General features: G+C 72.1%; 15 protein-coding genes. 5 read left to right on the top strand and 10 right to left on the bottom strand.

The window, feature by feature from the left end; genetic code table 11:
• On the top strand, positions 1–250 hold a 250-nt coding region (locus tag ACFO4E_RS29495), incomplete at its 5' end, for a hypothetical protein (RefSeq protein ID WP_378580509.1).
• A 77-nt stretch (positions 251–327) separates the two neighbouring features.
• Here ACFO4E_RS29495 and ACFO4E_RS29490 read toward each other — a convergent pair.
• The 3 genes from ACFO4E_RS29490 to ACFO4E_RS29480 all read right to left on the bottom strand — a co-directional run bounded on the left by ACFO4E_RS29490 (position 328) and on the right by ACFO4E_RS29480 (position 3611).
• Positions 328–2172: a PepSY domain-containing protein gene (locus tag ACFO4E_RS29490; protein ID WP_378580507.1), complete on the bottom strand. Its 1845-nt coding sequence runs from the start codon at positions 2170–2172 to the stop codon at positions 328–330.
• Between the two features lie 129 nt (positions 2173–2301).
• Positions 2302–2838 carry a hypothetical protein gene (locus ACFO4E_RS29485; protein WP_378580505.1) on the bottom strand — a complete coding sequence of 179 codons (537 nt, stop codon included), beginning with the start codon at positions 2836–2838 and terminating at the stop codon, positions 2302–2304.
• Positions 2839–3020: 182 nt separating this feature from the next.
• The gene (locus ACFO4E_RS29480; RefSeq protein ID WP_378580503.1) at positions 3021–3611 is read right to left on the bottom strand and encodes a Uma2 family endonuclease; all 591 of its coding nucleotides are present in this window, start codon (positions 3609–3611) and stop codon (positions 3021–3023) included.
• Here ACFO4E_RS29480 and ACFO4E_RS29475 point away from each other — a divergent pair.
• Positions 3552–3866, top strand: coding sequence for a helix-turn-helix domain-containing protein (locus ACFO4E_RS29475; protein ID WP_378580513.1), 315 nt, complete (start codon positions 3552–3554; stop codon positions 3864–3866). The two genes, ACFO4E_RS29480 and ACFO4E_RS29475, sit on opposite strands and share 60 nt — an antisense overlap.
• Before the next feature lie 71 nt (positions 3867–3937).
• Here the strand turns inward: ACFO4E_RS29475 and clpB are convergent, their stop codons facing one another.
• From clpB to dnaK, 5 genes are all read right to left on the bottom strand, one after another.
• Positions 3938–6547, bottom strand: coding sequence for an ATP-dependent chaperone ClpB (gene clpB / locus ACFO4E_RS29470; RefSeq protein ID WP_378580501.1), 2610 nt, complete (start codon positions 6545–6547; stop codon positions 3938–3940).
• 190 nt (positions 6548–6737) lie between these two features.
• The gene (locus ACFO4E_RS29465; RefSeq protein WP_378580499.1) at positions 6738–7160 is read right to left on the bottom strand and encodes a heat shock protein transcriptional repressor HspR; all 423 of its coding nucleotides are present in this window, start codon (positions 7158–7160) and stop codon (positions 6738–6740) included.
• 5 nt (positions 7161–7165) lie between these two features.
• Positions 7166–8335 carry a molecular chaperone DnaJ gene (gene dnaJ, locus ACFO4E_RS29460; RefSeq protein ID WP_378580497.1) on the bottom strand — a complete coding sequence of 390 codons (1170 nt, stop codon included), beginning with the start codon at positions 8333–8335 and terminating at the stop codon, positions 7166–7168.
• Positions 8336–8448: 113 nt separating this feature from the next.
• Positions 8449–9132 carry a nucleotide exchange factor GrpE gene (gene grpE, locus ACFO4E_RS29455; protein ID WP_378580495.1) on the bottom strand — a complete coding sequence of 228 codons (684 nt, stop codon included), beginning with the start codon at positions 9130–9132 and terminating at the stop codon, positions 8449–8451.
• Between the two features lie 36 nt (positions 9133–9168).
• The gene (gene dnaK, locus ACFO4E_RS29450; protein WP_378580493.1) at positions 9169–11022 is read right to left on the bottom strand and encodes a molecular chaperone DnaK; all 1854 of its coding nucleotides are present in this window, start codon (positions 11020–11022) and stop codon (positions 9169–9171) included.
• Positions 11023–11490: 468 nt separating this feature from the next.
• Here dnaK and ACFO4E_RS29445 point away from each other — a divergent pair, with 468 nt between their 5' ends.
• Positions 11491–13650, top strand: coding sequence for a (Fe-S)-binding protein (locus ACFO4E_RS29445; RefSeq protein ID WP_378580491.1), 2160 nt, complete (start codon positions 11491–11493; stop codon positions 13648–13650).
• A gap of 89 nt (positions 13651–13739) precedes the next feature.
• On the opposite strand, the gene ACFO4E_RS29440 is transcribed toward ACFO4E_RS29445, so the two are convergent.
• Together ACFO4E_RS29440 and ACFO4E_RS29435 are read right to left on the bottom strand one after the other, a co-directional pair.
• The gene (locus tag ACFO4E_RS29440; protein WP_378580489.1) at positions 13740–13961 is read right to left on the bottom strand and encodes a hypothetical protein; all 222 of its coding nucleotides are present in this window, start codon (positions 13959–13961) and stop codon (positions 13740–13742) included.
• 242 nt (positions 13962–14203) lie between these two features.
• Positions 14204–14731 (bottom strand): gamma carbonic anhydrase family protein, encoded by a 528-nt coding sequence (locus ACFO4E_RS29435; RefSeq protein WP_378580511.1) that lies wholly within the window; start codon positions 14729–14731, stop codon positions 14204–14206.
• Positions 14732–15099: 368 nt separating this feature from the next.
• Here ACFO4E_RS29435 and ACFO4E_RS29430 point away from each other — a divergent pair, with 368 nt between their 5' ends.
• Together ACFO4E_RS29430 and ACFO4E_RS29425 are read left to right on the top strand one after the other, a co-directional pair.
• Positions 15100–16368 (top strand): DivIVA domain-containing protein, encoded by a 1269-nt coding sequence (locus ACFO4E_RS29430; protein WP_378580487.1) that lies wholly within the window; start codon positions 15100–15102, stop codon positions 16366–16368.
• Between the two features lie 176 nt (positions 16369–16544).
• Positions 16545–16994 (top strand): GNAT family N-acetyltransferase, encoded by a 450-nt coding sequence (locus tag ACFO4E_RS29425; protein ID WP_378580485.1) that lies wholly within the window; start codon positions 16545–16547, stop codon positions 16992–16994.
• Positions 16995–17015: the final 21 nt, after the last annotated feature.

The raw sequence follows: 17015 nt of genomic DNA, 5'->3' as shown, positions 1-17015 counted from the left end.
GGGCGTCGACGTCACGGACGCGATGTATGCGTATGTCAGGGAGCGTGTGGGCGCCGAGTCTCTCGATGCCTTGGCGCGGGAGATCAGCCGGCGGCTCTCGTGTGACAACAGCGCATACACGAGTTCCGACGGTCGGCAAATTCTCTTCGGAGAGGTACGGGAGCGCGTCTCCCACATCCTGGACCGCGGCCGATTCGACGCGTTCGTGCGCCGGATCGAGTCGATGAGCGCCACGGCGTCCGCCGGATAGCTCCGCCCACTCCACGCCGTCCGGGGCATCGGCCCCGGACGGCTTCTTCGTGGGGTGCCCCTCTCCGACGGAGGGTGTCAGGGGACGCGACGCTCCAGGGCTGGTGTGTCCGCCCCCGCATCGGCCTCCCTACGGAGGCGGCGGGCGGTGAGGATGACGTCGATGATCAGGAACAGCAGCAGCGACGCGCCGAAGAGCGGGAAGAAGTACCCGATCGCGACCGCCACGGCGATGACCGGGATCCGCACCCGCCACGGCAGCGCGGACCACGCCCCCCGCGGGAACGGGCGGCCCACGGCGAACCCGGCCGCCGCGGTCGGGCGGCGCTGCCACCACATGCGGTAGCCCAGGACGATGACGGTGATCAGGCCCCCGGCGACCGCCGTGAGGAAGAGCTGGTTGGGCAGGCCGAACAGCAGCCCCATGTGCGCGTCGATCCCCCACCGCGTCATCTTCGCCATGAAGGGGTGGTCGGCGAAGCGCACCTCGTCGGTGACGACCCCGCTGGCCGCGTGCACGGCCACCGCGTCGCGCTGGGTCGGCCAGCGCGCGCCGGTCTCCTGCACCGTGTGGGACGCCCCTTCCACGGGCGGGTAGACGATCTCCACGCCGCCTTCCAGACCCGCGTCGCGGGCCACGGCCAGGACCCGGTCCACACCGAGGTCGACGCCGTCGACGATGTGGCTCCCCGTTCCGTGGCCGCCGCCGTGCCCGCCCCCGCCGTCTCCGGGGTCGTTCGCGTCCGCGTCATCGGCTCCGGCGCCGGCTCCTTCGCCGTGTCCGCCGTGGCCGGGGCCGTCCTCGGCGGGCACCCGCGCGCTGTCGCCGTGCTCGGCGTGCCCGGAGCCCCCGGAGGATCCCCCGGTGTCCTCGGAGCCGTCGCCGTAGGAGGCGAGGGGATAGGCCGAGATCGCGGGGGTGTGCCAGTTCAGCTGGGCGCGGAGCGCCTCGATGTTGGCGCCCGCGAAGCGCGACCAGCTCAGCCCGGTCGCCGAGATCGCGACCACCACGACCACGATCCACAGGCCCACCGACCCGTGCCAGGACATGGTCCGGCGCCGCCCGGTGGCCCCGGTCTCGGGGGCGAGGAGCGCCCGGGCCCTGCGCTTGGCGCGCGAACGCGAGATCCACAGCGCGGCGCCGCCGAGTGCGACCACCCACATCCAGCTCGCGGCCAGCTCGCTGTAGACCCGGCCGGCCTCGCCGAGGTGCAGGTGGCGGTGGAGTTCGGAGATCCAGGAGCGGACCGGCAAGGCGGCGCTGCTGCCGTAGCTGTCCAGCGCGCCGAGCACCTCCCCCGTATAGGGGTCGACGAACACGCCGAGGCGGTGGCTCTCGGCCAGGCCGGGCACGTCGAGCAGGACCCGCGTGCTCTCGCCGGGCTCGGCGGACGGCCGCACCGCGCTCAGCGTCCCCTCGGGGTGGGCCTCGGTGGCGGCCGCCACCTGCGCGCCGAGGGCGACCTGGTCGCCGCCGACCGGGACGCGCAGCACGTCGGCGTAGAGCGCCTGCTCCAGCTGGGGCGTGTAGACGTAGAGCAGCCCGGTCACGGCGGCGACCAGGATGAACGGCGCGACCAGGATCCCGGCGTAGAAGTGCAGCCGCAGCAGTCCGGGCCGCAGCAGCGCCCAGGCCGACGGCCGCCGCCCGGTGGCGGAGCCCGGGGGAGGGGGAGAGGCGGGCGGCGAGTCCGTACTGCCGGAGGACTCGGGGCCGGCGTCGGCCGGGGCGGTCGGGCCGGGAGACGCCGGGGATCCGCCGGAAGCGGTGTCGGCCGAACCGTCGGCTCCGCCGGCGGAGGCGGGAGAGCCATCGGCCGGGGTGTCGGTACTCGCGGAGGACTCGGGGGTGGCATCGACGGGGTCGTCGGCACCCCCGGCGGGGGGATGGGGGAGGCGCGCGGTGTGTTCGTCGGGCGTCATGAAGGGGCTTCCTCGGCTGCTCGGCGGTGCGCTCGCGCACCGGGCGAGGGACATGGGGGGAGGTGCCGCGCCCGTTCGCGGGCGCGCGGCGCCGGGCCGTGGCGCCTGCGGCGCCCGCGGCCGGGGATGTCAGGTCAGCAAGGACGCGGGCGGCCCGCGGCGCACCACACTGTGGCGCAGGACGGGCGCGCCCGTGGCCCGGACGCCGGGGTCCGGGACGGGGGCGGGGCCGCTCGGGGCGGCGGGAAGGGGGCGGCGCGGCCGGAGGAGGAGCACCCCGGACAGCATCGTCCGCACGTGGCGGGCCAGGGCGAAGGCGGCGCCCTCGCCACGGTGGACCCACCAGGCGCACAGCAGCGCGGTCACCAGGTGCGCGATCGGCATCCCCGGTGCGGAACCGTCCGGCGCGGGCACGGGCGCCACGGGGTGCGCGGCGGCATGGAGCCCGCCCGAAAGGGGAGCGCTCCCGTTCTCGACCGAGTGCGCGAGGCCGAACAGCAGGTGCAGCAGGAGCTGCCCCCACATCATCCAGCCGCAGACGGTGCCCAGGCCGCGTTCGGCGCCCGCGACCGCCCAGGCGATCGCGTAGACCAGTGCGTAGCCGGCCGCCAGACCGGTCAGTGGAACCTCATGCCCCGATGCCAGAGTGTGCCCCGCGGCGGACACCCCGACACACACCGCGGTGAAAACCGCGGCGCGCGCGGACCGGAAAGCCGACACACCCGACATCCCGGCCATCCTCGCACCGCCACCGCCCCACGGGTATCCGGTGCCGGGGTATCGGTCTCACCCCTGGGATCCGACCAGGACACGGCCCTGCGATGCGGGGCCCGTGCAATGACCCGCGCTCAGCCGCCCGCTCGTCCCGGAGCCGGTACGAGCGAATCGAGGTCGAGCGCGATCTTGAAAGGCACAGGCCGGTCGAGTGCGCCGCGAAAGATCCCGGCGGGTGCGTAGACGCCGGTAGGCGCGTCGAGTTCATACACATGGACGACCGGGAGGCCATACTCCTCCTCGACGACCCAGTAGTGCGGGATCCCCGCCTCCGCATACTTCCGCAACTTGACCTTCCGGTCCCGTTCGGCGGATTCGGGTGAGACGACCTCGACCGCGAGCGCGACGTCGGCCGGTTCGAAGCAGGTGCGGTCCGGGAGAAACGGAGCGGTGGTGACCACGAGGTCGGGCTCCGGCCGGTTGCGCTGGTCGAGGCGCACCGTCATCTCCCGCTCGACCTCCATCCCCTCGGGAAGGCGGCCTTTGAGGGCGAACACCAGCTCGTTGACGACGCGGCCATGCCACGACCGCTGGGGAGACATCATGAAGACGAGGGCTCCGTCGATCAGTTCCGTATGCCTGGGTGCTTCTGACAGACGGTCGAGATCCTCGGCGTACCAGCCCTCGATGCGAGGCGGGTACATCCACTCGGGCAGAGCTGTCATGCCTCTCAGGGTAACGACCCACACCCCGCCTTACCAGCGGATCCTGCACATCTGCCGCACACGCTGCCCCGGCCGGGCAAGACGCGGAGGCTCGCACGGCGGGCCGGGATGGGCCGGCCGGGGGTATCACGGCTCGAAGAGGGCGGCGGAGTGCCGACCATCCCCGTGCTGGCCCGCTTGGCTGCGGCGCTTGAGGCGGATCTGGCGGTGGGGCTCTCCCCGAATGCCGCCTGCCGGGTCGGCGCGGCGACGTGACCACATCGGGGGAGGCCGGCCCGGCGGCCGGGTCCGCTGGGGGAGCGGCGGCCGCCGGGGGCGGGGCGTCGTCAGGTGGTCGCGGCCACCGGGCGGGAGGGGTGGACGGTCAGGGCGTCCTTTGACGCGTCGAGGTCGACGGTCACGGTGTCGCCCTCGCGGAAGTCGCCCGACAGCATGGCCTTCGCCAGGGGGTCGCCTATGGCGGCTTGGACGAGGCGGCGCAACGGGCGGGCGCCGTAGACCGGGTCGTAGCCGGTCAGGGCCAGCCATTCGCGGGCGGCCGGGGCGACGTCCAGGGTCAGCCGGCGGTCGGCCAGCCGCCTGGCCAGCCGCTCGACCTGGAGGTCGACGATGCGCGTGAGGTCGTCGGTCGACAGGGCGTCGAACGTGATCACGTCGTCGAGCCGGTTCAGGAACTCCGGCTTGAAGGTGTTCCGCACGACCTGCATGACCTTCTCGCCGCGCGCGGATTCGTCGAGCGCCGGGTCGACCAGGAACTGCGACCCCAGGTTGGACGTGAGGATCAGCAGCGTGTTGCGGAAGTCCACGATCCGGCCCTGGCCGTCGGTGAGGCGGCCGTCGTCGAGCACCTGGAGCAGCGTGTCGAACACCTCGATGTGCGCCTTCTCGACCTCGTCGAGCAGCACCACCGTGTAGGGGCGCCGGCGCACCGCCTCGGTGAGCTGGCCGCCCTCCTCATATCCGACGTAGCCCGGAGGGGCGCCGACCAGGCGCGACACCGAGTGCTTCTCGGAGTACTCGCTCATGTCGACGCGCACGATCGCCCGCTCGTCGTCGAACAGGAACTCCGCCAGCGCCTTGGCCAGCTCCGTCTTGCCCACACCGGTGGGGCCGAGGAACAGGAACGACCCCGTGGGCCGGTCGGGGTCGGAGATGCCGGCCCGTGCCCGGCGCACGGCGTCGGCGACCGCCGCGACCGCGGGCCGCTGGCCGATCAGCCGCCTGCCGAGCTCGTCCTCCATCCGCAGCAGCTTGGCGGTCTCGCCTTCGAGCAGCCGCCCGACGGGGATGCCGGTCCAGGACGACACCACATCGGCGACGTCGTCGGCGCCGACCTCGTCCTTGACCATGGTGGGCTCCTCGCCGCCGGGCTCCTCCTCGGCGGTCGATGCCTCCTCCAGGTACTTCTCCAGCTCCGGGATCTCCCCGTACATCAGCCGGGACGCCTCGGTGAAGTCGCCGTCGCGCTGCGCGCGGTCGGCCTGGGTGCGCAGGTCGTCGAGGCGTTCCTTCAGCTCGCCGACCCGGTTCAGCCCGGCCTTCTCCTGCTCCCAGCGGGCCACCAGGCCGTTCAGCTCCTCCTGGTGGTCGGCGAGGTCGGCGCGCAGCCGCTCCAGGCGCTGCACGGAGGCGGAGTCGGACTCCTTGTCGAGCGCCATCTCCTCCATCTTCAGGCGGTCGACGGTGCGCTGGAGCTCGTCGATCTCCACCGGCCGGGAGTCGATCTCCATGCGCAGCCGCGACGCGGCCTCGTCGATGAGGTCGATGGCCTTGTCGGGCAGGAACCGCGCGGTGATGTAGCGGTCGGAGAGGGTCGCCGCGGCCACTAGGGCGGAGTCGGCGATCTGCACCTTGTGGTGCGCCTCGTAGCGGCCCTTCAGCCCGCGCAGGATCGCGATGGTGTCGGCGGCCGACGGCTCGCCCACCAGGATCTGCTGGAACCGGCGCTCCAGCGCCGGGTCCTTCTCGATGCGCTGCCGGTACTCGTCGAGCGTGGTGGCGCCGACCATGCGCAGCTCACCGCGGGCCAGCATGGGCTTGAGCATGTTGCCCGCGTCCATGGCGCCCTCGGCGGCGCCCGCGCCCACCATGGTGTGCAGCTCGTCGATGAAGGTGATGATCTGGCCGTCGCTCTCCTTGATCTCGTTGAGCACGGCCTTCAGGCGCTCCTCGAACTCGCCCCGGTACTTCGCGCCGGCCACCATCGCCGACAGGTCCAGCGAGATGAGCCTCTTGTCGCGCAGCGATTCGGGGACGTCGCCCGCCACGATGCGCTGCGCCAGCCCTTCGACGACCGCGGTCTTGCCGACCCCCGGTTCGCCGATCAGCACCGGGTTGTTCTTGGTGCGCCGCGACAGTACCTGCACGACGCGGCGGATCTCGGAGTCGCGGCCGATCACCGGGTCGAGCGAGCCCGCGCGCGCCTGGCCGGTGAGGTCCACGCCGTACTTCTCCAGCGCCCGGTAGGTCTCCTCGGGGTTGGCGGAGGTGACCCGGCCCGGGCCGCGCACGCGCTCGAACGCCTCGAGGAGGGCCTCGGGGGTGGCGCCGGCGTCGCGGAGCAGCCGGCTCGCCTCGCCGCCGTCGGCGGCCAGCCCCACGAGCAGGTGCTCGGTGGAGACGTACTCGTCCTCCATCTGCTGGGCGCGCTGGGCCGCGGTGTTCAGCGAGACGATGAGCTGCCGGGAGCTCTGCGGGGCGCTCACCGTGCTGCCCGCGGCCTTGGGCAGGCCGGCGACGGCCTGCTCGACCTTCGCGGCCAGCTCGTCAGGGGACGCGCCGACCTCCTTGAGCAGCGGGCGGATGATGCCTTCGCCCTGGCCGAGGAGGGCGGCCAGCAGGTGCAGCGGCTCGACCTGGGGTCCGCCGTCCGTGGTCGCCCGCCGGACCGCCGCCGAGACCGCCTCCTGGCTCTTGGTGGTGAGTTTGTAGTTCATGCGTCGCCGCCCCTCTGCCCCTTCCGCTAGGTGTTCCCCGCTCGGCCCGCGGGCGCGCCGAACGGCGCAGCCCCGGGCTCGCCCGGTGTCGCCCGCTCAGCCTGCGGGCGCCGTCAAGGCGCCGCCTCCCCTCGTCCAGGCGGCGCCCCCGGATCGACCCGGTCCGCCGGTACGGCGGCGGGTCTTCCGCTCACCGCTCCTGTTCGGGCGGTGGCTGGGTGTTGAAGATCGTCACGCGGGTGCGCCGCACCGGGATCAGTTCGCCGCCCTGGGTCTGGGACGACGCGCGCCGCGCCACGGCGCTGCGCGCCGCGTCGAGTTCGTTGTGCAGGTGGAAGATGTGGTCGCGCAGCTCGGCCACCTCGCGCTGGAGCTCCAGGATCCGCTTGATCCCGGCGAGGTTGACGCCCTCCTGCTGCGACAGCTGCTGCACGACGCGCAGCATGTGGATGTCGCGCATCGAGTAGCGGCGCCCCCGGCCGGAGGCCCGGCCCGGTGAGACCAGGCCCAGCCGGTCGTACTGGCGCAGGGTCTGCGGGTGCAGACCGGAGAGTTCGGCGGCGACCGAGATCACGTAGACCGGTACGTCATCGCCGAACGACGGTTCGTTCATGGCCCTCACATCCCCTTCGCCCGTGCCTCGAGTCCTCTGCGCGGGTCCTGGTCGGCGGTTGCGGCGCGGAACTTCTCCAGTGCCTCGCGGGCTTCGCCGCTCAGCTCCTGCGGCACGGCCACCTCGACCGTGACGAGCATGTCCCCCGTCGTGCCGTCACGGCGGGTGGAGCCCTTGCCGCGGACGCGGAAGGTGCGCCCGCTGGGGGTACCCGGGGGGATCTTCACCGTGACGGGGAGGCCGCCGAGGGTCGGGACGCGGACATCGGCGCCGAGGACGGCCTCGGGGAAGCTCACCGGAACGGTGATGGTCAGGTTGTCGCCGGTCTTGCCGAACACGGGGTGCGGCTGCACGTGTACCACCACATAGAGGTCGCCGGCCGGACCGCCGTTCTCGCCCGGTGCGCCCTTGCCCTTGAGGCGGATGCGCTGGCCGTCGGAGACACCGGCGGGGATGCGGGCCGAAATCGTACGGGTGCTCTTGCCCCGGCCGCTACCGCTACAGGTGGGGCAGGGGTCGTCGACGACGAGCCCGCGCCCCTTGCACTCGCTGCACGGCTCGGACAGGGAGAAGCCGCCCAGGTTCTTGTTCTCGTGCCCGGTGCCGGAGCACTTGGGGCACATCCGCGGAGCGGTCCCGGCCCGCGCCCCGGTGCCCTTGCAGGTGGGGCAGGCGGCTTCGCTGGTCAGCTGGAAGGAGCGGGTGACGCCGCCGGCCGCCTCGTCGAAGGTCAGCCGGGTCTCGGTCTCGACATCGGCGCCGCGCCGGGACTGGGTGGCGCCGCGCCCGCGACCGCCGAAGAGCCCGCCGAACAGGTCGCTGAGGCGTTCGCCGCCACCGCCACCGCCGCCACCCCCGCCGGTGCCGCCCGCCCCGCCGAAGAGGTCGCCGAGGTCGAACCCGCCCGGTCCGGTCCCGCCGTTGGGCCGGTAGGACCCGCCGAACAGCGAGCGGGCGTCGTCGTACTCCTTGCGCCGCTTCTCATCGGACAGGACGTTGTAGGCCTCGGAGATCTCCTTGAACCGGTCCTCGGCCTTGGGGTCGGCGGCGTTGGCGTCGGGGTGGTGCGCACGGGCGAGCTTGCGGTACGCCTGCTTGATCTCGTCCTTCGTGGCCGTCTTTGAGACTCCGAGGACCTTGTAGTAGTCCTTCTCCAGGTAGTCCTTGGTGCTCATCGACGTGTGCCTTCTCCCGCTCAACGCTCGGACTCGAACAGCGGCGGGGGCCCGCGGCCCCGCCGGTCGGCGCCCGCCCCGGGCGCCGCAGGGCGCCCGGGGCGGGCATCGTGCTAGGTGTCGTCGCCGGTCCCGGCGTCGGCACCGGGACCGGGCTCCGCGGGGGTCCCGGCGTCGGGGTCGGCGGTGTCGCCGGACCCCTCGGCCACGACGACGCGGGCCGGCCGCAGCACCCGCTCACCGATGAGGTACCCGGGCTGGAAGACCTCGATCACCGTGGGGACGGTGACATCGGCGGACTGCACCAGGGTCAGGGCCTCGTGCACGTTCGGGTCGAACTCGTCGCCCTTCTCCGCGTACTTCTTCAGCCCCAGCTTGGTGACCAGCGACTCCAGGGACTCGCCGACCGACTTGAAGCCGCCGCTCAGCTCGTCGTGCTCACGCGCCCGGCCGATGTCGTCCAGGATCGGCAGGAGTTCGCCCAGGACCTGGGCGAGCGCCTGCTCGCGGACGACGAGCCGGTCGCGGTCGACCCGCTTGCGGTAGTTGGCGTACTCCGCCTGCACCCGCTTGAGGTCGTTGGTGAGGTCGCCGATCTGCTCGCGCGCCTCGGCGAGCTCCGCCGGGTCGGCGGTGCCCGCCCCCGCGCCGGGCTCCCCGGATTCGGGCTCGCCGGGTGCGGGAGCGGCGCTCTCCGCCGGTGTGCGGAGTTCGCCGGTTTCAGGGTCGATGCGCCGCTTGTCGCGGATCACCGGCCCTTCGTGACGGCCCTCGTTCTCGTTATCGGGCAGCGCCATTGGCTGTGCCTCCTTGCGTTCCGCGTCCTAGGCGCTTCAGGCGCTGCCGTCCTTCTTGGTGTCCTTGTCCTCGTCGACGATCTCGGCGTCGACGACGTCGTCGTCGGCGGCCTGCGCGCCGGTCCCGGCGTCGCCTTCGGCGCCGGACTGCTGCTGGCCCTGCCCGTAGATGGCGGAGCCGATCTTCTGGCTGGCCAGGGCGACCTGCTCGCTGGCGGTGCGGATGGCCTCGATGTCGGAGCCTTCGAGCGCCTTCTTGAGGTCGGCCACCGCGGTCTCGGTCTCGGTGCGGACCTCGGCCGGGATCTTGTCCTCGTTGTCCTTGATGACCTTCTCGGTCTGGTAAACGAGGGACTCGGCGTTGTTGCGGACCTCGGCGTCCTCGCGGCGCTTGCGGTCCTCCTCGGCGTACTGCTCGGCGTCGCGGACCATGCGGTCGATGTCGTCCTTGCTCATGGCCGACCCGCCGGAGATCGTGACCGACTGCTCCTTGCCGGTGCCGAGGTCCTTGGCGGTGACGTTCACGATGCCGTTGGCGTCGATGTCGAAGGCGACCTCGATCTGCGGGACGCCGCGCGGCGCCGGGGGCAGCCCGGTGAGGTCGAAGACGCCCAGCTTCTTGTTGTACTGGGCGATCTCGCGCTCACCCTGGTAGACCTGGATCTGCACGGACGGCTGGTTGTCGTCGGCCGTGGTGAAGATCTCCGACCGCTTGGTCGGGATGGTCGTGTTCTTCTCGATGAGCTTGGTGAACACGCCGCCCTTGGTCTCGATGCCCAGCGACAGCGGGGTGACGTCGAGCAGCAGGACGTCCTTGACCTCGCCCTTGAGCACGCCGGCCTGGAGGGCGGCGCCGATGGCGACGACCTCGTCGGGGTTGACGCCCTTGTTGGGGTCCTTGCCGCCGGTCAGCTCCTTGACGAGCTCCACGACCGCGGGCATCCGGGTCGAGCCGCCGACCATCACGACGTGGTCGATCTTGTCGACACCGAACCCGGCGTCCTTGATCACCTGGTGGAACGGCTGCTTGGTGCGCTCCAGGAGGTCGGCGGTCAGCCGCTGGAACTCCGCGCGGGTGAGCTTCTCGTCCAGGTGCAGCGGGCCCTCGGCCGAGGCCGTGATGTAGGGCAGGTTGATGGCGGACTCGCTGGAGCTCGACAGCTCGATCTTCGCCTTCTCAGCGGCTTCGCGCAGCCGCTGGAGCGCCATCTTGTCCTTGGACAGGTCGACGCCGTTGTTGTTCTTGAAGCGCTCGACCAGCCAGTCGACGACCGCCTGGTCCCAGTCGTCGCCGCCCAGGTGGTTGTCGCCGTTGGTGGCCTTCACCTCGACGACGCCGTCGCCGACTTCGAGGAGGGAGACGTCGAAGGTGCCGCCGCCGAGGTCGTAGACCAGGATGGTGGCTTCGTCCTCCTTCTCCAGGTGGTAGGCCAGGGCGGCGGAGGTGGGCTCGTTGATGATGCGCAGGACGTTGAGGCCCGCGATCGTGCCGGCCTCCTTGGTGGCCTGGCGCTGGGAGTCGCTGAAGTAGGCCGGGACGGTGATGACGGCGTCGGTGACCTCTTCGCCGAGGTAGGCCTCGGCGTCGCGCTTGAGCTTCTGCAGCACGAACGCGCTGATCTGCTGCGGCGTGAAGCTCTTGCCGTCGATCTCGGTCTTCCAGTCGGTGCCGATGTGGCGCTTGACCGACCGGATGGTCCGGTCGACGTTGGTGACCGCCTGGCGCTTGGCGACCTCCCCGACGAGCACCTCGCCGTTCTTGGCGAAGGCGACGACGGACGGGGTGGTCCGGGCGCCTTCGGCGTTGGCGATGACCGTGGGCTCGCCGCCCTCCAGGACCGAGACGACCGAGTTGGTCGTCCCCAGGTCGATACCGACCGCACGTGCCATGACTACGTCCTCCGTCAAAGTTGAGTCTTACCGGCGTAAGTTTGCTTCGTCGGCTGCCTTCTGTCAAATGACTTGAGTCGGTTCGACTCAACACATCTCACACGGTCGTTCAACGGAGGGCGTCCCGGCCGTTGTTCCCGTACGCGGCGGGTTTTCGCGCGCGGGCGGCCGGTTCGGGGGGATCTCAGGGCATACCTGGATCCGCGTATCGGGGGTGCCCGGGGTGTGCGGGGGTCGTTGCCGAGGGGCCGGCGCCCGCTCCGGCCCGGGCCTCGTGCGGCGCGGCGCGGGGCGGGGCGCGTCCGCGCTCGCGGCCCGCCTCACTACGCTGGAGCCACCCCGCGGATCTCCGCCCCCGCGTCCGCGCTCCGGGGAGGTTGCCCGCCGGGTATTACCCGCTAGTAACATCGGGGGGACTCCGATGTGTGGCGCATCGGAGAACGACAGCAGGATGGGAGGCCGCGGGCGATGCTCTACATCGTTCTGGGGGTCGTCACGACCGCCTTCGCCGTGGTCGGGATCGGCATGTTCGCCTATGGCATCCGCCAGATGGTGCGAACCCTCGGTACCGGCCGCCCGATCGAAGCGGCCCGCAAGGGGCCCTTCGGGCGGCGGTTGACGAACACGCTGATCGAGACGCTCGGGCACACCCGCATGCTCAAGTGGCGGTGGATCGGCGTCGCCCACTGGTTCGTCATGGTGTCCTTCCCCGCCCTGGTGTTCACCGTGGCCGAGGCGCACGGCGAGGTGTGGTACCCCCGCTTCCACCTGCCGCTCATCCACGACTGGACCGTCTACGGCCTGGCCATCGAGGCCATCGCCGCGACCAGCCTCGTCTCGATCATCGCCCTGGCGGTCTACCGGCAGGTCAAGAGCGCCCGGCGGCTCGGCCGCGCGTCGAGGTTCGCCAACTCCCGGCACTGGACGGCCTACTACGTCGAGGGCTACATCGTGGCCCTGCTCGTCTGCATCTTCGTGATCCGCGGATTCAAGGTCGCCATGGGCGACTTCCCGTTCCCGGTGTGGGCCACCCCCGTCTCCTACGCCGTCGGCGCCGTCCTGCCGCCCAGCGAAGCCGGCCTCGCCCTGGTCGCCGCGTTCAAGCTGATCATCTCGTGGCTGTTCTTCATGGCGCTCGCGGTCGTGCTCACCATGGGTGTGGGCTGGCACCGCTTCACGGCCCCGTTCAACATCTACTTCAAGCGCAACGACGACGGCACCCCGGCGCTGGGCGCGGCCAAGCCCATGCTCGGCAAGGACGGCGCCCCCCTGGACTTCGAGGAGGCCGACCCCGACGAGGACCCCTTCGGCGTCGGCAAGGTCGAGGAGTTCACCTGGAAGGGGCTGCTCGACTTCACCACCTGCACCGAGTGCGGGCGGTGCCAGTCGCAGTGCCCCGCGTGGAACACCGGCAAGCCGCTGTCGCCCAAGAAGCTCGTCATGGACCTGCGCGAGCACGCCTACGCCAAGGCTCCCTACCTGCTCCAGGGCATCGACGAGGAGACCCCCGACATCCACGACGACGTCCTCGCCCTGCTCTCCAAGCCGCTGGTGGGCACCGAGGACGAGGGCGGCGTCATCCACCCCGATGTGCTGTGGTCCTGCACCAACTGCGGCGCCTGCGTCGAGCAGTGCCCGGTCGACATCGAGCACATCGACCACATCCTCGACATGCGCCGCTACCAGGTGATGATCGAGTCCAGCTTCCCCTCCGAGGCCAACACCCTGCTCAAGAACCTGGAGAACAAGGGCAACCCCTGGGGGATGGCCGAGGACAAGCGCCTCGACTGGATCTCCGAGCTGGACTTCGAGGTCCCCGTCGTCGAGGACGAGCTGCCCGAGGGCACCGAGTACCTGTTCTGGGTGGGCTGCGCCGGCGCGCTGGAGGACCGCGCGAAGAAGACCACCAAGGCCATCGCCGAACTGCTGCACATCGCGGGCGTGAAGTTCGCGGTGCTGGGCGGCATGGAGGCGTGCACCGGCGACCCCGCCCGGCGCCTGGGAATGGAGTACGTCTTCCAGATGCTGGCCCAGCAGAACGTCGAGACGCTCAACGACGCCGGCGTCACCCGGATCGTGGCGAGCTGCCCGCACTGCTTCAACACCCTGGGCAACGAGTACCCGCAGCTGGGCGGCGACTACGACGTCGTCCACCACAGCCAGCTGCTCGCCAAGCTGGTGGAGGAGGGGCGGCTCACCCCGGTGCGGCCGATCGAGGAGAACATCACCTACCACGACCCCTGCTTCCTGGGCCGCCACAACAAGGTCTACACGCCGCCGCGCGACATCATGGCGCAGGTCCCCGGCATCACGACGCAGGAGATGCACCGCCACAAGGAGCGCGGCTTCTGCTGCGGCGCGGGCGGCGCGCGCATGTGGATGGAGGAGCGCATCGGCAAGCGCATCAACACCGAGCGCGTGGACGAGGCCCTGACCACCAACCCCGACACCGTCTCGACCGCGTGCCCGTTCTGCCAGGTGATGCTGGGCGACGCGATCAACGAGAAGAAGTCGCGCGGCGAGGCGAAGGAGTCCCTGGAGGTCGTCGACGTGTCGCAGCTGCTGCTGCGGTCGGTCAAGGGCGACGCCGCCCCCGAGGCGGGCGAGCCGGAGAAGGAGAACGCCTGAGGGGGTGCCCCGCGCGGGGCACCCGAACGCGCCGCGCGCCCGCGGGACACCGTGCCCGCGGCGGGCGGCTCCGCGGGCGCCCGGCCGCTCTAGCCCGGGAAGCGGGAGCTGGGGGCCCGGCGGTGGCGGCGCGGATGCGGGGTCCGGGGATCGCGGCGCGGGCGCCGGGGCGCCACGCCCAGCACGGCGTCGAGTTCGGCGATGGTGAGTCGGCGATCGGCCGTGGCCACCGCGATCAGGACTTCGGCGTAGAGTTCGATCTCCGCCAGCGCCACGTGGTCGTGCAGGCGCATGTCGATGTCGGAGTCCAAACGCGCCCACCTCCGTCGAAAAGCGCTGCGGGGGCGCGACCCGCCCTGTACGTGGGGTCGGAGAGACGCGGCCCGTATCCCCGGAGCCCCGGGCCGTGGAATCGGGTCGGGCATCCCACCTGCCTGCAAGGCTACGCTCCGGTAGCCCCGCGCCGCATGACCCAGACGGGCCATTCCGGGCCGCCGCCGGATAGTCCTCCGGCGGTATCCGCGCGGCGGCCGATGGCGCGGCCCGGGGCGGCCTAGCGCCAGGCGACGTCGCTGTGGTCGCGGGCGCGCGCCGCGTACTTCTCCGGGGTCTCGGCGAAGCCGGCGCGGTCGGCGTCGGTCAGCTCGCGGACGATCCGGCCGGGCACCCCCGCCCACAGGACACCGGGCGGGACGGTCTTGCCCGGTGGCACCAGGGCGCCCGCGGCCACCAGCGCGCCGGCCCCGACCCGGGCGCCGCCGAGGACGATCGCGCCGATTCCGATCAGCGCCCCCTCCTCGATCACGGCCCCGTGCACCATGGCCTTGTGCCCGAGGCTCACACGGTCGGCCAGGACGGCGGGCTCGCCCGGGTCCGAGTGCAGGCCGCACTGGTCCTGGATGTTGACCCGCTCGCCGACGACGATGTCCTCGGTGTCGGCCCGCAGCACGGAGCCGTACCAGACGCTGCTCAGCGCGCCGATGCGCACCCGTCCCACCACCACGGCGCCCGGGGCGATCCAGGCGTCGGGATGGATCTCGGGCCGGCCGAAAACGGCGTCGCCCACTCTGGCCCCGGACACATTCGACACGTCGCGCCTCCCTGCACCGCGCGAGAGTATGCCGTAACGGAATGGCCGATCGGCCCCGCGCCCCGCTGATCGCGCATACCTTAGTAGGCGAACTAACGGGGTCGTCCCGGCGGGCCGTGCGCGGGGGCGCCCCGGCCCGGCCGATTGAGGGACGGGCGCGGCGCCACTACCGTGGTCGAACCCCTTCGCGTCCGCTCCGTCACACTTCGCACTGACTCGGGTTCCCTGTCGTTGTCGTCCGTCACACCCCAAGATTCGTCAAATGAGGGCCACAGATGAGTGTTCCGGACGTTATGGGAATGATAGGCAGGGAGCCGGGCCACCTTCCCTGACTTGCCGTCGACCTGGTTGATTAGGACATGAACGAGCACAGCACAGACATACTGCCGAATCTACTCCGAGAAGAAGCCTTCCCGACCGAGAAGCGCGGCTACAACAAGCGCCAGGTCGACGACTACGTCGTGCGCAACCACAACCAGACCCGCGATCTCCAGGAGCGGCTGGCACGGGCGCACGACGAACTGGAGCAGCTCCGCCGGGACCTCGCCGACGCCAAGGAGAAGGCGGCGGTCAAGCCCGAGCACGAGCAGATCAGCGAGCGCATGGCCACGATCCTCCGCATCGCCGAGGAAGAGGCCAAGGACAAGCGCACCAAGGTCCAGGGCGAGGTCGAGTCGATCCGCGCCAAGGCCGAGGAGGACGCCGCCCGCCGGATGAAGGACGCCGAGGAGCACTCCGAGCGCGTGGTCGCCAGCGCCCGGTCCGAGGCCAACGACATGATCACCACCGCGCGCCAGGAGAGCGAGCAGCTCCGGTCGCAGGCCGCGCAGGACAGCGAGCGCCGGGTCAACGACGCCGAGGCCCGCGCCAAGAAGATCAACGACACCGCGGACCGCCGCCTGGCCACGCTGACCGCCACCCACAACGAAGCCGTCCGCCGGCTCGGCGACATGCACGGGACCCTCGCGGAGCTGCTCGGGGCCGAGAAGGCCGCGGGACCGCTCGAGGCGGGGCTGTCCCGGGAGGAGCACGAGCAGGCCGCCGCGAAGAAGGCCGCCGCCTCCGCCGGGGCCGCAAAGCAGGCGCAGCACAAGCCGCAGGGCGGCGCCGGCCCGCAGAACACCCAGGGGGGCCAGAACGCCCAGGGCCGCCAGCAGGCCCAGGGCGGCCAGGGCGCCGCGGCGCAGACCGGCCAGGGCGCGGTGCGCCAGCAGCACGCTCCGCAGCAGCAGGCGGTGCGGCAGCCGTCCGGCCCGCAGGCGCCGGCGCGCCCGCCGTCCGGCCCGCAGGCCCCCGTCCGCCCGCCCTCCGGTCCGCCGGCGCCCGTCGCGGCCAAGGCGGCCCCTCCGGCCGCCGGCGCGGCCGCCGACGACGACGAGACCACCGTCCAGCTGAACCCGGCCGCGGCGCCGCAGGCGGCCGCCGCCCAGCCGGCGCGCCAGACCCCGCAGCGGCCCCAGGGCGCCCGCTACGGGGCCCCGGGCCAGCAGCCCGCGGCGCCGCAGGCCCCCGCCGCGCCGGCCAACGACCCCGGCGTCACCGCCATGCACCAGCGCGCCGACTCCCCGGCTCCGCAGCAGCCCGCCGCCGGCGAGGTGCACGAGGGGGTGCGCATCATCAAGCCGTAGACGCACCGGCGCCCCGCGGGATCCGCGGGGCGCCCGGGCGGCCCGTTCACGGGCGCGCGCCGCGTGCTCGTTCATGTCGGGCACCGGGGGGAGCCGACCTCTCCCCGGTGCTTTTCGTGCCTGGTTGGGGGGAAGGTCGGCCTTGTGGGCCGCTGTCGGCTACGATGCCGAGAGCCATGATTATCCGCGCGGCCATCCGGTCCGACCTCGGTGCGATCCTGCGGCTCCTTCGCGACCTCGGCGACACCACGCCCACGCAGAGCGGCACCGTCCGCATGTCCTCCGCCGCCGTCCGGGCCTGGACCCGGATGGAAGGCGACCCCGATCGCACGGTGGTCGTCGCCGAGCGCCGCGGGCAGATCATCGGGACCCTCGACCTGATCGTGGTCGCCAACCTCACCCATGACGCCCAGCCGTGGGCGGTCGTCGACAACGTCGTGGTCGACGCGGGGTGCCGGCGCCGGGGCATCGGCCGCGCGCTCATGGACGACGCCGTCGACCGCGCGGCGCGCGCCGGCTGCTACAAGATCGAGCTGCTGTCCCACGAGAGCCGCGGCAGCGCCCACGAGTTCTACCGCGCGCTGGGCTTCTCCGACTTCGTCGAGGGGTTCCGCCGCTACCTCTGAGGCGGGCGGAGCACCGGCCGG

It is taken from the genome of Nocardiopsis mangrovi (assembly GCF_042653925.1).
Classification (GTDB): Bacteria; Actinomycetota; Actinomycetes; order Streptosporangiales; family Streptosporangiaceae; genus Nocardiopsis_B; species Nocardiopsis_B mangrovi.
This window is presented reverse-complemented; position numbering and strand designations above follow the sequence as displayed.

Coding starts and splice junctions, on each gene's coding strand:
- clpB (WP_378580501.1), bottom strand. CDS start 6,547: ATGAACTACAAACTCACCACCAAGAGCCAGGAGGCGGTCTCGGCGGCG.
- ACFO4E_RS29480 (WP_378580503.1), bottom strand. CDS start 3,611: ATGACAGCTCTGCCCGAGTGGATGTACCCGCCTCGCATCGAGGGCTGG.
- ACFO4E_RS29465 (WP_378580499.1), bottom strand. CDS start 7,160: ATGAACGAACCGTCGTTCGGCGATGACGTACCGGTCTACGTGATCTCG.
- ACFO4E_RS29445 (WP_378580491.1), top strand. CDS start 11,491: ATGCTCTACATCGTTCTGGGGGTCGTCACGACCGCCTTCGCCGTGGTC.
- ACFO4E_RS29425 (WP_378580485.1), top strand. CDS start 16,545: ATGATTATCCGCGCGGCCATCCGGTCCGACCTCGGTGCGATCCTGCGG.
- ACFO4E_RS29490 (WP_378580507.1), bottom strand. CDS start 2,172: ATGACGCCCGACGAACACACCGCGCGCCTCCCCCATCCCCCCGCCGGG.
- dnaK (WP_378580493.1), bottom strand. CDS start 11,022: ATGGCACGTGCGGTCGGTATCGACCTGGGGACGACCAACTCGGTCGTC.
- dnaJ (WP_378580497.1), bottom strand. CDS start 8,335: ATGAGCACCAAGGACTACCTGGAGAAGGACTACTACAAGGTCCTCGGA.
- ACFO4E_RS29430 (WP_378580487.1), top strand. CDS start 15,100: ATGAACGAGCACAGCACAGACATACTGCCGAATCTACTCCGAGAAGAA.
- grpE (WP_378580495.1), bottom strand. CDS start 9,132: ATGGCGCTGCCCGATAACGAGAACGAGGGCCGTCACGAAGGGCCGGTG.